At 59.9% G+C, this 13,416-nt stretch carries 15 protein-coding genes; 8 read left to right on the forward strand and 7 right to left on the reverse strand.

Features of this window, described 5'->3' with window-relative positions; translation table 11 throughout:
* Positions 1-576: 576 nt before the first annotated feature.
* From APH34_RS25425 to APH34_RS25430, 3 genes are all read right to left on the reverse strand, one after another.
* Entirely contained in the window at positions 577-1,212 is a 636-nt protein-coding gene (locus APH34_RS25425) for a hypothetical protein (protein ID WP_054903457.1), read from the reverse strand.
* Positions 1,213-1,309: 97 nt separating this feature from the next.
* On the reverse strand, positions 1,310-1,747 hold the full coding sequence (locus APH34_RS29405; RefSeq protein ID WP_135192339.1) for a hypothetical protein: 438 nt from the start codon (positions 1,745-1,747) through the stop codon (positions 1,310-1,312).
* Between the two features lie 205 nt (positions 1,748-1,952).
* Positions 1,953-3,233: a tyrosine-type recombinase/integrase gene (locus APH34_RS25430; protein WP_054903458.1), complete on the reverse strand. Its 1,281-nt coding sequence runs from the start codon at positions 3,231-3,233 to the stop codon at positions 1,953-1,955.
* 431 nt (positions 3,234-3,664) lie between these two features.
* Between APH34_RS25430 and APH34_RS25435 the strand changes: the two genes are divergently transcribed.
* The 4 genes from APH34_RS25435 (at position 3,665) to APH34_RS25450 (ending at position 6,819) form a co-directional block, all read left to right on the forward strand.
* Positions 3,665-4,375, forward strand: coding sequence for a histidine phosphatase family protein (locus APH34_RS25435; RefSeq protein ID WP_054903486.1), 711 nt, complete (start codon positions 3,665-3,667; stop codon positions 4,373-4,375).
* Positions 4,376-4,431: 56 nt separating this feature from the next.
* A complete protein-coding gene (locus APH34_RS25440; protein WP_054903459.1) occupies positions 4,432-4,749 on the forward strand; it encodes an SCP2 sterol-binding domain-containing protein in 318 nt (105 codons plus the stop codon).
* Between the two features lie 211 nt (positions 4,750-4,960).
* Entirely contained in the window at positions 4,961-6,028 is a 1,068-nt protein-coding gene (locus tag APH34_RS25445; protein WP_054903460.1) for a phosphotransferase family protein, read from the forward strand.
* 23 nt (positions 6,029-6,051) lie between these two features.
* Positions 6,052-6,819 carry an SDR family oxidoreductase gene (locus tag APH34_RS25450; RefSeq protein ID WP_054903461.1) on the forward strand — a complete coding sequence of 256 codons (768 nt, stop codon included), beginning with the start codon at positions 6,052-6,054 and terminating at the stop codon, positions 6,817-6,819.
* Between the two features lie 102 nt (positions 6,820-6,921).
* Here the strand turns inward: APH34_RS25450 and APH34_RS25455 are convergent, their stop codons facing one another.
* Genes APH34_RS25455 through APH34_RS25465 form a run of 3 tightly spaced genes read right to left on the reverse strand, consistent with a single transcriptional unit; the run spans position 6,922 to position 8,904 of the window.
* Positions 6,922-7,272, reverse strand: coding sequence for a hypothetical protein (locus tag APH34_RS25455; protein ID WP_054903462.1), 351 nt, complete (start codon positions 7,270-7,272; stop codon positions 6,922-6,924).
* Between the two features lie 51 nt (positions 7,273-7,323).
* Positions 7,324-7,689 carry a DUF1641 domain-containing protein gene (locus APH34_RS25460; RefSeq protein WP_054903487.1) on the reverse strand — a complete coding sequence of 122 codons (366 nt, stop codon included), beginning with the start codon at positions 7,687-7,689 and terminating at the stop codon, positions 7,324-7,326.
* Positions 7,690-7,707: 18 nt separating this feature from the next.
* Positions 7,708-8,904: an FAD/NAD(P)-binding oxidoreductase gene (locus APH34_RS25465; protein ID WP_054903463.1), complete on the reverse strand. Its 1,197-nt coding sequence runs from the start codon at positions 8,902-8,904 to the stop codon at positions 7,708-7,710.
* A gap of 163 nt (positions 8,905-9,067) precedes the next feature.
* On the opposite strand from APH34_RS25465, the gene APH34_RS25470 reads away from it, so the two are divergent.
* Positions 9,068-9,370, forward strand: coding sequence for an RcnB family protein (locus APH34_RS25470; protein ID WP_054903464.1), 303 nt, complete (start codon positions 9,068-9,070; stop codon positions 9,368-9,370).
* Position 9,371: 1 nt separating this feature from the next.
* Here the strand turns inward: APH34_RS25470 and APH34_RS25475 are convergent, their stop codons facing one another.
* Complete coding sequence (locus APH34_RS25475) at positions 9,372-10,532, reverse strand: GGDEF domain-containing protein (RefSeq protein ID WP_054903465.1); 1,161 nt, start codon at positions 10,530-10,532, stop codon at positions 9,372-9,374.
* 220 nt (positions 10,533-10,752) lie between these two features.
* Here APH34_RS25475 and APH34_RS25480 point away from each other — a divergent pair, with 220 nt between their 5' ends.
* From APH34_RS25480 to APH34_RS25490, 3 genes are all read left to right on the forward strand, one after another.
* Positions 10,753-10,935, forward strand: a complete 183-nt coding sequence (locus APH34_RS25480) for a hypothetical protein (protein ID WP_371263328.1) — start codon at positions 10,753-10,755, stop codon at positions 10,933-10,935.
* A 51-nt stretch (positions 10,936-10,986) separates the two neighbouring features.
* Positions 10,987-11,373 carry a glycine zipper domain-containing protein gene (locus APH34_RS25485; RefSeq protein ID WP_054903466.1) on the forward strand — a complete coding sequence of 129 codons (387 nt, stop codon included), beginning with the start codon at positions 10,987-10,989 and terminating at the stop codon, positions 11,371-11,373.
* Between the two features lie 184 nt (positions 11,374-11,557).
* Entirely contained in the window at positions 11,558-13,387 is a 1,830-nt protein-coding gene (locus tag APH34_RS25490) for an SLC13 family permease (protein ID WP_054903467.1), read from the forward strand.
* Positions 13,388-13,416 lie beyond the last annotated feature (29 nt).

Raw genomic sequence — 13,416 nt, forward strand, 5'->3', positions numbered from 1 at the left:
CCGTGGCAACGGCTGTGCAGCAATGGCAGAGAGAAATTATTTTGTTGTTGGTCTTCCTGTCTTACCCATAGTGAGGGTTTTTAACGACAGTCTTGACGGACATCTTTAAGTTGTGAGTGAGATTCCCTCAGAGCCACTCAATGGAATCCTCAAGTGAGTCGAGGCGATGGCTTGAAGACACAACCCTTGTTCAAGTAGTTGATTCAAACGGTCGAGAGTCTTTTGGGGGCACTTAGCGAGGACCCGTTGGGCCACACCGTCCATATCGAAGGTGACCTGTCCAGCCTTGTAGGTCCTGAAGTTGGAGCGATGGTCACTAAGGGCACGACGCAACTCGATGAGCTGGGTTCGAGCTGGTCGAGGGAATACAGTAGACAAGACTGACATATCTTGTTCGGTGAGGCGTGAGTTAGCTGGGCAGACAATGCTGGTCATGTTGGAAGGTCTCCTTTGAGGTGTTCTTAAAGATGCCCTTTGAGATGAGGGGAGTTGTAATTAACAACCCCTCTCCCTCTGGGTCTGGTCGATGCTTTGACCTGAAGATGGTCGTTGAGATTTTCTTTATATTATCCGGCGTTAAGTCGCTAAGCCCCGGAATAGAGCCTCTGCGCCTACCTCAGCCACAATCTCAGCCTTGATGTCTGGGTGTCTCTCGACATACGAAGCGATCCCATGGGCAGCGTGTCGAGCAGCCTTGGCGATTCGCTGGGCGGTCCTCAAGGAATACTCATTGGTCTTACAGGCGTCCGCTGTGATCTCCGAAAGGAACAACGCACCGATGACCGCTCGTGCCTTGACGTTGATCTTTCCGTTGGTGACTCCGGCACTGGTGATGATTGACCCGGTAATGATGTCGTCTACCCATGGCAGCGGATCGGGAATCGCAAGGAGGTGCATGTAGGCTGCGACAGGGTTAGCGAAGGTGGCCTTTGGGCGTCCACGGCCTCGCTTGGGTTCATCGCTTGGGGTCTCTTGGGGTTGCCCTTGGGTGCCGTTGGTCAGGCCCTTGGCGGCTTTCTGTTGGTCCTCAGAGAGGGACTCATCGGCACGACGCTCAGCGGCCCATGCCTGATACTGGGCTTCGAGGTTTGCGGGTCGTACCATGTCCTTGCGGCGGATGACCTCGCCAGTGATTGGGTCAATGTGAAGGATGGTGCCGGTTTCGTGATCGACGTGGCGGTGTAATGGTCCGGGTTGGGTGAGCAGGGTCATGATAGTGGTCCTCATATGGCCGCTGCGAACGTGCAGCCATAGTGAGGGTTTTTACGACACCTACTTACGAAACAGCTTTAAGCTCAAGCCTTGCGCTTCAGCTCTTTTTTAAGCGAGTCACACAATTAACCCAAGAATTATTAAACACCTTGGTATACTCCGCCACTGCAACATCTTGATCTGGACTGTACTCAAACGATGGTGGCTGACCTTGCTGAATGTTGGCGTTTCTAATTAGATTCCTGAGGTAGGCATGATAATGCGGATTAGCTTGCATCGCGTTAGCTGTTTCAATTGACGTGCACTCACATACTGAAGACGGGCTAATCCTCAAATGATTTAATGCATCACTTTTCGCAGAGTCGTTCTGTATAGTGATAAAGCAGAAGTTAGAGCTTGTCTTTTTAGTTAGCCCATACAACTCATCTTCAACCTGCCCCCCCAACGCCACCACAGGGAGCACCAGGATTGCCGCACAAACTATTTCCCTTGCATTCATTGATCGACCTACAATTCTTAAGTTTTCTTTCAACATGGGCGCGAAGCATCTTAAGAAAAACCTTTTGAGGCGCTTTCACTTCCCTGTACAAGCAGCTTACCTATTAGTCTGGCTTGATGGCAATTTGATTTTAACGGATATCTAAACGGAACGCCTCCACAAGCACTTCAAGGAGAGCCGCTTAGGAGCCCTCTGTAATCCGGCATTTAGGTCTTTGTGGTGCTCCCTGAGACGCGCCCCGTTATCGAATCATCCCCAGCGCCTCGACCATAAGGCCCCTCGAAGCAGCCGCATTGCCCCCGTAGACATCGAATGCAAGTGACCCAGAGCTGTGCCCCAAGATGGCCTGGACGATCCCCACAGACACGCCAGCGGCCTTCAGATCGGACGCCATAGAGTGCCTCAACGAGTGGAACGACAGCCCTCCCCCGGTCTTAGTGCCCAGCAGGTCTCGGATCATCTGATTGGTGAGTTGATCGAAGCCACTCTTGGACTGAGTGAACAACCGCCCTTGGGTCTGCGAGAGTTTCTCAAGGTGGTCCTCTGGGATTCCCAGCAGTGGCACTGTGCGACGACTGAATGAGTTCTTGAGGGTCTTCCCGTCCTTGTCGTTGATGTCCATGACCCAGTGACCGCCATCCTCATAGATGTCACTGCCGGTGAGCTGGTGAATCTCTCCAATGCGTGCCCCGGTGGCAACCCCAAGGGCAATGACAGATGCTTTCCAGTCGTTCCCAAGGTTGCCCATTGCCCAGTCATGGAGAGCCTTTAGGTGGTCCCCAGTGAAGGCTGTGCGGTCGCTATCCGCCCCTTTGGTGATAGTCAGCTTCTTGGAGTAGTCACGCTCAATGAGACCCGTAGCCACAGCCCAGCCAATGACAGTGGAGGCATGGGTCATGACCTTGTTAACAGAGGATGGCTTACGACCATCAGCCAAGAGAGCATCACGAAGGCCCACAAAGGTTGCCCTTGTGTGCTTGGACATATCGGTGTCCCTGAGGTGCGCAACGATGGTGCTGGTGCTGCTCTTCCAGTTCTTCAAGGTATTGGCCGACTTGTCCCCGCCACGCTCAGCCTTGAAGGCTTCGTAGAGGGACTGGAATGTGGTCGTAGAGCTGTCCGTGGAGAGCGACTTACAGATAGGGACAGGGACAGGCACAGGCTCACGACTATCGACATCTCCTACTTGATTAACACTGCCTATAGGTCCCTTCAGGTCCCCATTGAGCAGCTCGACCAGCTCTCTCAGGTCTCCGCTGTGCCGCCCTTGAGCAGCCTCCAGAACCCTCTGAGCCATCAGAACGGCCTGCGCTTGGGCTAACCTCATGGGCATCGTCTCGGCTATCTGAGCGAGGTTCTCGGAGACCTCAGACAGGACCAGCCCATAGGCTTCGCCTTGTGGGTTGCCCAAGGCTTCCTCAGCGATGTCCCGAAGGTTATCCCGTAGTTCCCCCCAAGATGCCTCTGGGTTGTCGAGGTGGAACGCTTTGAGGGTCTGAAGCAGGTGCTTGGCAGTTGTCATGGCAGCAGGTCGATTGGTGGTCTTGAGCGAGATCGTGCAGGAGGTGTGGCAGCCCTTGAGGCGAACTCGAAGGTGATAGCGCCCAGAGGCTCTACGGTAGACGTAGGGCACTGCGATTTGTGACACGTTGGGACGATTTGTGACACTGGATTCAGCGGTAAGGATGGACATTTTGGGTGGAAGCCCCGTGCTGCTTGGCTTTACCCGAGATCAAGGACAGTTGGCAAGAAACTCCACGTTGACTCCTTATGAACCAGCGCCTTCACAGCGCGAAACTGATGCAAGCATACCGGGGCGCCCGAGGCGCTGCCAGCGACGGTAAATGCTGGCAACACAGTTCAAACAACCTTTTCAAACGCTTGTATGTTTTTTCGTTGACAGCCTGTGTGGCGCAACCTAACCTCGCAGCAACCTTCAAGCCGGATACCTTTGTGGGCAACCTCTACCTGATCCGACATGGCCAAGCCTCTTTTGGTGCCGACGACTATGACGTTCTGTCGCCGGTAGGCGTTCGGCAAAGCCAGGCACTGGGCGAACACCTGGCCCAGCTTGGCGTGCGCCTGGACCGTTGCGTGGCGGGTGACCTGCGCCGCCAGCAAGACACCGCCCGGCTTGCGCTGCAAGCATTGCACGCTGGCGGCTGCGCCGTCCCCCTCATCGACACCGACCCGGCATTCAATGAGTTCGATGCCGATGGTGTGATCCGGGCGCTGCTGCCTGGGTTGTTGGCCGATGAGCCGAACGCCCGGCATATCCTGCGTAACGGTGCCCAGCACCGCAGCGAGTTCCAGCGCCTGTTCGCCCTGATGGTGCAACGCTGGTACGACGGCGACCATGCCGACGACGGCCTGGAAACCTGGCAAGCGTTCACGGCCCGCGTGCAAACTGGCTTGCAGCGGTTGCTGGAGAATGCCGGCAGTGGCGACAACATTGCCGTGTTCACCTCCGGCGGCACCATCGCCGCCCTGCTCCACCTGGTTACCGGTATTACCCCCAGCCAAGCCTTCGCGCTGAACTGGCAGATCATCAACACGTCGCTCAGCCAGCTGAAGTTCCGCGGCCGCGACGTGGCACTGGCTTCCTTCAACAGCCAAGCCCATGTGCAGCTGTTGAAGGTGCCGGAGCTCATCACCTATCGATGACTCCGGCCTGTTGTGTCCCTGCGGGGACGTGAATATCACTCTATAAGGAATGCGCCATGACCTCCGTAGCTGATGCCGTGAAAAAGATGCAAGAGAAGTTCAACCCGTCTGCAGCCGAAGGCCTGGACCTGGTGTTCGGCTTCAACATCACCGACGAAGACAAACACTACGCGCTGATCGTCAAGGATGGCACCTGCGACCTGCAGGAAGGCGAGAACCCGGATGCCAACTGCACCCTGGTAATGGACAGCGAAACCCTCAAGGGCATTGTCAGCGGTGAAACCGACGGCATGCAGGCTTTCATGGGCGGCAAGCTGCGCGTCGAAGGCGACATGATGCTGTCGATGAAACTCAGCGAGCTGTTCCCTTCCTGAGGGGTGCGCACACCGAGCGCCTTAAAAACCGAAGCCTGACCGGCTTCGGTTTTTTTTTGCCTGGCGCGCTTGCATGGTATGCCGCCGCCCGATCAAAGCGATTGATCGACCGGCAACACCCATACCTATTTGACAGCTGGCACGCTTGTTCCAAACCGCTCGTGCCATTAGATTAGCCAATAGTCCTTGCGCTCGATAATAAGGAAAACGCATGACGCTCACCGACCAGTCCACCCAGGTACGCCCCGGCGAAGAACTCGACGCGGCCGTCATCGACCCTTTTCTGAAGGCCAACATCGCGGGCCTCGAAGGCACGCCACGCATCAGCCAGTTCCCCGGCGGCGCGTCCAACCTTACCTACCTGGTCGCCTATCCCGGGCGTGAGTTCGTGCTGCGTCGCCCGCCGTTCGGCCAGAAAGCCAAGTCGGCCCATGACATGGGCCGCGAGTTTCGAATTCTCAACCAGCTCAACAACGGTTTCCCGTTCTGCCCCAAGGCCTATGTGCATTGCACCGACGAGTCGCTGATCGGCGGCGAGTTCTACGTGATGGAACGGGTCAAGGGCATCATCCTGCGTTCGGACATCCCCGCCGAGCTGAACCTGGATGCCACCCGCACCGAAGCCTTGTGCAAGAGCTTCATCGACCGCTTGGTAGACCTGCACCAGGTCGACTACAACGCCTGCGGCCTGGCCGACCTGGGTAAGCCCGAAGGCTATGTGCAACGCCAGATCGAAGGCTGGACCAGCCGCTACGAAAAGGCCCTCACCCCTGACGCACCGCGCTGGGAGCAGGTGATTGCCTGGCTGCGCGAGAAAATGCCCAGCGACCATCCGCGCCCCGGCATCGTGCACAACGACTACCGCTTCGACAACGTCATCCTCGATGCCGACAACCCTATGCGCATCATTGGCGTGCTCGACTGGGAAATGGCCACCCTCGGTGACCCGCTGATGGACCTGGGTAATAGCCTGGCCTACTGGATCGAGGCGAGTGACCCGGCACCGGTGCAACTCATGCGTCGCCAACCCAGCAACGCCCCCGGCATGCTCACCCGCCGCCAATTCGTCGACTACTATGCCGAGCGCGCCGGCATCAGCCTCGACAATTTCGATTACTACTACTGCTATGGCCTGTTCCGGTTGGCCGGGATCGTCCAGCAGATCTACTACCGCTTCTACCACAAGCAGACCCAGGACAAGCGCTTCGCCCAGTTCATCCACATGAACCGGCTGCTGGAGCACATGAGCTTGCAAGTGATCGCCAAGTCCACGCTCTGACGACCGACAACAAGGAAAACAGCATGTCCAAGACCCACCTGTTCGACCTCGACGGCAAGATCGCTTTCGTCTCCGGCGCCAGCCGTGGCATCGGCGAGGCCATCGCCCACCTGCTGGCCCAGCAGGGTGCCCATGTGATCGTCTCCAGCCGTAAACTCGATGGCTGCCAGCCGGTCGCCGATGCGATCGTCGCCGCTGGCGGCAAAGCCACCGCGGTGGCCTGCCACATTGGCGAGCTGGAGCAGATCCAGCAGGTGTTCACCAGCATCCGCGAACAGTTCGGGCGTCTGGATATCCTGGTCAACAATGCCGCGACCAACCCTCAGTTCTGCAACGTGCTGGACACCGATGTGAGCGCATTCCAGAAGACCGTCGATGTCAATATCCGCGGCTACTTCTTCATGTCAGTGGAGGCCGGCAAGCTGATGCGCGAAAACGGCGCTGGCAGCATTATCAATGTGGCGTCGATCAATGCCGTATCGCCGGGCCACTTCCAGGGCATCTACTCGATGACCAAGGCAGCGGTAGTCAACATGACCAAGGTCTTCGCCAAGGAATGCGCGCAGTTCGGCATCCGCTGCAACGCCCTGCTGCCAGGCCTGACCGACACCAAGTTCGCCTCGGCGCTGGTAAAAAACGACACCATCCTCAATGCCGCGCTGCAGCAGATCCCACTTAAGCGCGTAGCCGACCCGAAGGAGATGGCCGGCGCCGTGTTGTACCTGGCCAGCGCGGCCTCCAGCTACACCACCGGCACCGCGCTCAATGTAGACGGCGGCTACCTGTCCTGATCCCGCGTTGATCGCCTGTAGGGCATAGCGCTAGGGCGAGTGGCGCTGCTGCCACGCGCCGCCAGCGCCGTTGCCCTGGTGGCGCCTCCCGCGCAGTTTGGGTTACAGGCAGGTCGCTGCCGCCGCCCGGCGCTGCAATGCCACGCCATCGTTCTTCTGCGCGTAGTAATCCACCCGCGTACCGCCGGCTTGTGGGTAGACATCCACGAACGACTCCGCTTCACGGGTATAGACAGTCAGCCCGCCCTGCTTGCGCGGCTCCAGATAACCACTGGCATCCTCGCCGAACACGTCCTCTTTCTGCCAACTGAACTGGATGCATTGGGCCACCAGCTCGGGCGCTTTCTGCGAGGCGAGTTGAGCGGTCGGCTTGCCACCACGTGCCGTGTCCATGGCCGCTGATGCACAGCCACCCAGCGCTGCCACAGCCAACACCAACAATACCTTGCGCATGCCCTTCCCCACTCAAAAAACAGCGACTCTAGCACCGTGGCGCCCCCAGCGTCAGCACTGGCGCCCGATCGCCTGCAGCGTGCGCAGCACCAACGTCAACCCTCGGCGGGTATCGGGGTCTTGCAGCAAGCGAAGCAAGGCCAGCGTGCCGAGCGCGGACGCGTCTTGCTCGCCCTGGCGCTTGGCGCTTCGCACGGCATTGCCGACCACCCAATTGAGCGCCGTGAACTCCTCGAACTGCACCGCGAGCTTTTCCACCAGCGCAGCATCGACCATGTCCACCAGGTCTGCCCCTAGCGATAACACATCAACGATATTGTTCAGCCGGCCGCCATCGAGCAGCGGCTGCAGCTTGTCCAGCAGGGCTTGCAGCCCCGGATTGCCGACCGAGGCTGGATTCGTTTCAACGGTATTCATGGCATTGCTCTCCATCGCTCACAACATTCCTCGGGCCACGGCCCAGTACAAACCGCGGTTGAAACCATTGCGCAGCAGGCCACCCAGTTTGGTCGGCGGCGTTGGCAATACATCGCGGGTGTAGTCGTAAGTCAGCGGCATGCCCGCGTCCAGGCCCATCTGCGCCACGGCCTGAACCTTGCCGTCGTAGACGGCGCAAGGGGCGCCAAGGCGAATCTCACCCGCGATGTTGTTGGCGATCACCGGTGCCTGGTTATGGCAACTGCCCCCCGCCTTACTCACCGGCAGGTCGACGGTATCGCCGATGACATAGACCCGCTCCAGGCCATACACCTGCAAGGTCTCATGATTGGTCGGCAGCCAGCCTTCATCATTGGCCGACTGCGATACGCCACTGGCCAGCACGGCATCCACCGCACGGATGGGCGGTGTGGCCATGAGAATGTCGAACGGCTGCGCCTGGCCTTCTTTTGAATAGGCCACCCGTGCATCCGGGTCGACCCGGTCAAGGGTGAACCCCCGCTGGTGCTGGATTGCGCGTTGGCTGAAAATTGTCGGCAGCACCTCACCCGTCGGCCGCTGCAGAAACAGGCAGTTGCGCAGCAGTTGCGCCGTGGTGGGGTACGTATAGATGATCTCGACCTTGTCGCGCACCCCACGGCGGCGCAGCAAATCATCCAGCATCAGCGTGGTTTCCACCGGGGCGATGCCACATTGGTGCGGAACGTTGGGGGTTTGCGGGAAAGACACCGTGATGAAGATGCGCCCCTGCTTGATGGTCATCAGACGCTGGGCCAGTTGCCGAGCGGCAGCATACTGATAGAAGTGATCGCCCGCCTCGGGCAAGCCTTCGATGCGCTCCGGCGCGGGTACACAGCCTGTGGCGATGACCAGGAAGTCATAGCTCACGCGTTTGCCGGAGGCCGTGTGCAGGCACTGCCCGGGGAAATCGAAACGGTCCACCTTCTCTACGCGGAAGTCGATCTCCGGGCGCAGCAAGGAGCGCTCGGGGCGCTTAAGCTCCTGCTCGAAAAAACTGTCGAAGGCCACATACATGAAGGCGGGCTTGTAGTAGTGGTCTGGCGAATCGGACAGCAACGTGATGCGCACCTTGCCACTGCCCACTTCCGGATACAGCTTTCGCACCAGCTGGTTGGCCAACATCGTGCCGCCAACGCCGCCACCCACGATGACAATATGATGCTGAGTTGACATGTTTACCGCCTCCTTGCGAACTGTCATGCAAACTCAAAGCATTACACAGAATCGATATATAGGAAGATCGATTGGCTATAAGCCCAGCACCCTTGGCCAATTAATTTGAATGCTCGCGCCGATCGATAGTCCTACACAACGAACCCCTTCGTTGGAGCTACTGATGAAAAAACGCCCGCTGGTAACCGCCCTGGCCTTTGCTGCCCTCCTCAGCCCGACGCTCCCTGTGCTGGCGGCCGAATCATCGCACGACAGCGTGACCGCCCCACAAACCCACAACCGCGAACTGAAGGTGGGGGACAAGGCGCCCGACCAGTACAAACGTGAGGATGCAGCGGTCAAGGATTGGAAAGCCCGGGGCTTGCCAGCCCCTGAAAAGGAGAGCCACTGGGTGCGCATGGGCGATCATTATGTGATGGTGCAGATCACCAACGGTGTGGTGCTGGCCATTCACCCGGCGTCGTGATTCAACCAAGGCTCAGCAACGCCGCCATGTGCACGGCGTTGCGCCCGCCGGCCTTGGCCTGATACAACGCCGCGTCAGCCTGGGCCAACAGGCTCGCGGTGCTGTCATGGGGGGCGGGTACCCCGCACCATAGGCCCACGCTGAAACGCAGCGCAATGGTGTCACCGGCAAACTGCGCTGGCGTGCTGGCAACGGCCTCACGCAAGGCTTGCAAAGCGGTCATGGCCCCTTCGCGATCGGCATGGGGCAACAGCAGCAGAAACTCCTCACCCCCATAACGCCCAAGGCTGTCGCCTTGGCGCATGCGCTGTTGCAACTGACGTACGCAATGGCACAGCACCTCGTCGCCGGCTTGATGGCCGTACAGGTCATTGATCTGTTTGAAGTGATCGATGTCGATCATTGCCACGGCCAGGTGGCTCTGCTCCTCCCGGGCGCGGTCTACTTCAACGGCAAAACGCTCGAGAATCGCCCGGCGGTTGTAGGTGCCCGTGAGCACATCGCGCAAGGCCAGGTGCTGCAAGCGTGATTCACTGCGCTCCTTGGCCATCAGTACCAGACCGATGGAAAACATCATCACCGTGACCGTGCCGATGGCCACAGAAATGCTCTGCTTGAGGTTGCTGGTGTCGTAGCGCATTTCCCCGGCCGTGCCAGTGGCCACCGCCCACGCGCGCATGCCCAGGCCGACCAGGCTGATCAGGGCGCCGATTTCCAACAACAGGTGCGCCCTGCCCGGCCGCTCGACGTGGCGGCGGGCCCAGTACAGGATCATCCCACACTGCAGCATCAGCACCAGGCTCGCCAGCAGCATGCGCGGTTCCAGGGTATCGAGCAGCAGCATCAGGCCTACCAGCATGAGCGCCGGGAGAACGAAGATCCGCCACCCGGGCACAGCTTGCTCACGCACGCGAAACAGGCTCGCCGAATAAAACGCCAGGGCCAGCGAAAGCAGGCTGTTGCCCAAGCCATAGCTCAACCATAACGGCGCATGCCCATAAACGGTGTAGCAGACATAGGCCAACGCATGGGCGAGCAAGCCGCAACCAGTCAGCCAGAGGTTGTCGCGACGGTTGGGCTGACCAACCAGCAATAGGCAAAAGGCCAGGATCGTCGCAACCAGGGCGACGGCGGCGAACAGCGTCGGAGTATGGGCGATCATCGTGATTCACCGTGCGGCAGATAGCCATCTTCAATGCGGCCTGGGTGAATTCTAGGGCCGGTACGCCAGGCAAGCCATGACCCAACGGGACAGAACAGCAGCCGGCAAGCACGCCGCTCATCACCGGCGCGGCAAAATATTGCCCGCCAAGGAAACCAAATGGATCGATCACAGTCTCAGGAAGTGCCCCGTAAACCTTTGCGGATCAAGGACCTATACCGTGATACCCCGCCTTGCAAGCCTTTCGCTGATCGCCGCCTTTCTACTCATCGCCGGTTGCCACCACCACCATTATCGTGATGACGACGGCGGCTGGCGCGATAGCGATCGCGACCACCGTCACCACCAGCGTTACAACCGCGACGATGATAATCGCCGCTACCGTGACCGCGATTACCGCTAAGACGTCTTTTCAATCCACTTTAAACCTGATGATTTTTCCGAGGCTCTTATCATGCGTCTGACTTTGCCTTCCCTCGCCCTTGGCCTGCTGCTGTGCCAAGGCGCTTTCGCCGGTGACGGTACTGCCGCCATTGGCGGTGGCCTGGGGGGTGTCCTGGGTAACGTTGTCGGTAAACAGATGGGCGGTAGCACGGGCGCGGCCATTGGCGCCGGCCTGGGCGGCGCAGCGGGTAGCGCGGTCGCTGCGCGCAAAGGAAACCGAACCGAAGCCGCCATTGGCGGTGGCCTGGGCTCGGCTGGCGGCTCGCTGCTGGGCGGCAAGGTGGGCGGTTCGGCGGGTTCGACCATCGGTGCTGGCCTAGGTGGCGCGGCTGGTGGCGCCATCGGCAACCACCTGGCTGACGACAACGGCAAGAAGCACCGCCGCCACCGTCATTGATTACCCAGCCTTGTGAGGGCAGGCCGGCCTGCCCTCATGCACTGCCGGCACATCCATGCGCGCGAAGCACCAGCGCGCCAGCAACACGCCCCGCTGACCCTCATCAACACTTGCTTCACCACACGCTGTCACACTGAATGCTACTGTCTTGCGTGCCCTCTTGTGTGAAGGAACACCCCGCCCCATGAACCAGGAACTGCTCTGGGTCCTCGGCCTGCTGGCTGTCGTCGTCGTACTCTTCGTCATCAACCGTCCACGCATGGACGTCGTCGCACTCCTGGTCATCCTCGCATTGCCGCTGTCGGGGATTCTCAGCGTCGAGCAGGCCCTGGCCGGCTTCAGCGATCCCAGTGTGGTACTGATCGCAGCCCTGTTCGTCATTGGCGAAGGGCTGGTACGCACCGGTATCGCCTACCGAATCGGCGAGTGGATGAGCGAACGGGCCGGCAACAGCGAGGCACGCCTGTTGGTGTTATTGATGGTGTCGGTGGCCCTGCTGGGCTCGGTGATGAGTTCGACCGGCGTGGTGGCCATTTTCATCCCGGTGGTCCTGAGCATTGCCGCACGCCTGCAAATTTCGCCTAGCCGCCTGATGATGCCGCTCAGCTTCGCGGGCCTGATCAGCGGCATGCTCAGCCTGGTGGCCACCCCGCCCAACGTGGTGGTGCACAGCGAGCTGATGCGCCACGGCGAGCCCGGTTTCAGCTTTTTCAGTTTCACCCCGTTCGGCCTGGTGGTCCTGGTACTCGGCGTCGGCTACATGTTGCTGACGCGCCACTGGCTCAACGGTGAAGTGCGCAAGGACGGCCGGGTTGAAAGCCGCCGCACTTTGCTGGACCTGGTGCTGGACTACAAGCTCAACGGCCGCGAACGGCGCCTGCGCATTCGCCCCCACTCGCCGCTGATCGGCCATACCCTTGGTGAGCTGCAGTTGCGCACCCGGCATGGCGCCAACGTGATAGGCATCGAGCGCCAGCACAAATTCACCACCCGGGTGATCGCCGCCAGCTCCAGCACCGTCCTGCACCAGGGTGATGTACTGTTGCTCGACCTGTTCGCCAACCGCGACGACTTGCGCAGCCTGTGCCAGACCATGCAACTGGAGCCGCTGCACTTCAAGGCCGCCTACTTCATCGACCAGTCCCAGGAACTGGGCATGGCCGAAGTGTCCCTGCCACCGGGCTCGCAACTGATCGGCAAAAGCATCCTGGACCTGGCCTTTCGCAGCCGCTACGACCTCAACGTGGTCGGCCTGCGCCGCGACCAGGGGGCGATCGACGAGAACCTGGTGGAGGAGCCCCTGCGCCTGGGCGACACGTTGCTGGTGGTCGGCCCCTGGAAAGCCGTGCGTCAGCTGCAAGGCCAGCCAAAGGACTTTCTGGTGTTGAGCCTGCCCGCCGAGATCGACCAGGTTGCACCGGCACGCGCGCGCGCGCCGTATGCCCTGATCAGCCTGGCGGTGATGGTCGGCCTGATGGTCACCGGTGCAGTGCCCAACGTCATTGCCGCACTGATAGGTTGCCTGCTGATGGGTGCAGGGCGCTGCATTGATATGGACAGCGCCTATCGGGCCATCCATTGGCAAAGCCTGGTGCTGATCGTCGGCATGCTGCCGTTCGCCCAGGCCTTGCAGAAAACCGGCGGCATCGACCTTGCCGTGGGTGGCCTAGTCAGCCTACTAGGCGGCGCCGGGCCAATCGCCATGCTTGCCTGCCTGTTCACCGTAACGGCGGTCATCGGCCTGTTCATCTCCAACACTGCCACCGCCGTGCTGATGGCACCTGTGGCGATCAGCACGGCGGCCCAGTTGGGACTGTCGCCCTACCCCTTCGCCATGACTGTGGCCCTGGCGGCTTCGGCGGCATTCATGACGCCGGTCTCTTCGCCGGTCAACACCTTGGTGTTAGGCCCCGGCCAATATCGCTTCGCTGATTTCGTCAAGGTCGGCGTGCCCTTTACCCTGCTGGTAATGGCAGTGACGGTCGTCATGGTGCCTTGGTTCTTTGGCCTGTAATAAAGGCGGTAAGCAGCAGTAGCAAATTG

This window comes from Pseudomonas sp. NBRC 111131 (genome assembly GCF_001320525.1).
Classification (GTDB): Bacteria; Pseudomonadota; Gammaproteobacteria; order Pseudomonadales; family Pseudomonadaceae; genus Aquipseudomonas; species Aquipseudomonas ceruminis.

What these genes read in the sequence shown, in the direction of transcription:
- APH34_RS25465 (WP_054903463.1), bottom strand. Translation starts at nt 8,904, where the DNA reads ATGTCAACTCAGCATCATATTGTCATCGTGGGTGGCGGCGTTGGCGGC.
- APH34_RS25455 (WP_054903462.1), bottom strand. Translation starts at nt 7,272, where the DNA reads ATGCGCAAGGTATTGTTGGTGTTGGCTGTGGCAGCGCTGGGTGGCTGT.
- APH34_RS25485 (WP_054903466.1), top strand. Translation starts at nt 10,987, where the DNA reads ATGCGTCTGACTTTGCCTTCCCTCGCCCTTGGCCTGCTGCTGTGCCAA.
- APH34_RS25440 (WP_054903459.1), top strand. Translation starts at nt 4,432, where the DNA reads ATGACCTCCGTAGCTGATGCCGTGAAAAAGATGCAAGAGAAGTTCAAC.
- APH34_RS25475 (WP_054903465.1), bottom strand. Translation starts at nt 10,532, where the DNA reads ATGATCGCCCATACTCCGACGCTGTTCGCCGCCGTCGCCCTGGTTGCG.
- APH34_RS25445 (WP_054903460.1), top strand. Translation starts at nt 4,961, where the DNA reads ATGACGCTCACCGACCAGTCCACCCAGGTACGCCCCGGCGAAGAACTC.
- APH34_RS25430 (WP_054903458.1), bottom strand. Translation starts at nt 3,233, where the DNA reads ATGACAACTGCCAAGCACCTGCTTCAGACCCTCAAAGCGTTCCACCTC.
- APH34_RS25470 (WP_054903464.1), top strand. Translation starts at nt 9,068, where the DNA reads ATGAAAAAACGCCCGCTGGTAACCGCCCTGGCCTTTGCTGCCCTCCTC.
- APH34_RS29405 (WP_135192339.1), bottom strand. Translation starts at nt 1,747, where the DNA reads ATGTTGAAAGAAAACTTAAGAATTGTAGGTCGATCAATGAATGCAAGG.
- APH34_RS25450 (WP_054903461.1), top strand. Translation starts at nt 6,052, where the DNA reads ATGTCCAAGACCCACCTGTTCGACCTCGACGGCAAGATCGCTTTCGTC.
- APH34_RS25490 (WP_054903467.1), top strand. Translation starts at nt 11,558, where the DNA reads ATGAACCAGGAACTGCTCTGGGTCCTCGGCCTGCTGGCTGTCGTCGTC.
- APH34_RS25425 (WP_054903457.1), bottom strand. Translation starts at nt 1,212, where the DNA reads ATGACCCTGCTCACCCAACCCGGACCATTACACCGCCACGTCGATCAC.
- APH34_RS25460 (WP_054903487.1), bottom strand. Translation starts at nt 7,689, where the DNA reads ATGAATACCGTTGAAACGAATCCAGCCTCGGTCGGCAATCCGGGGCTG.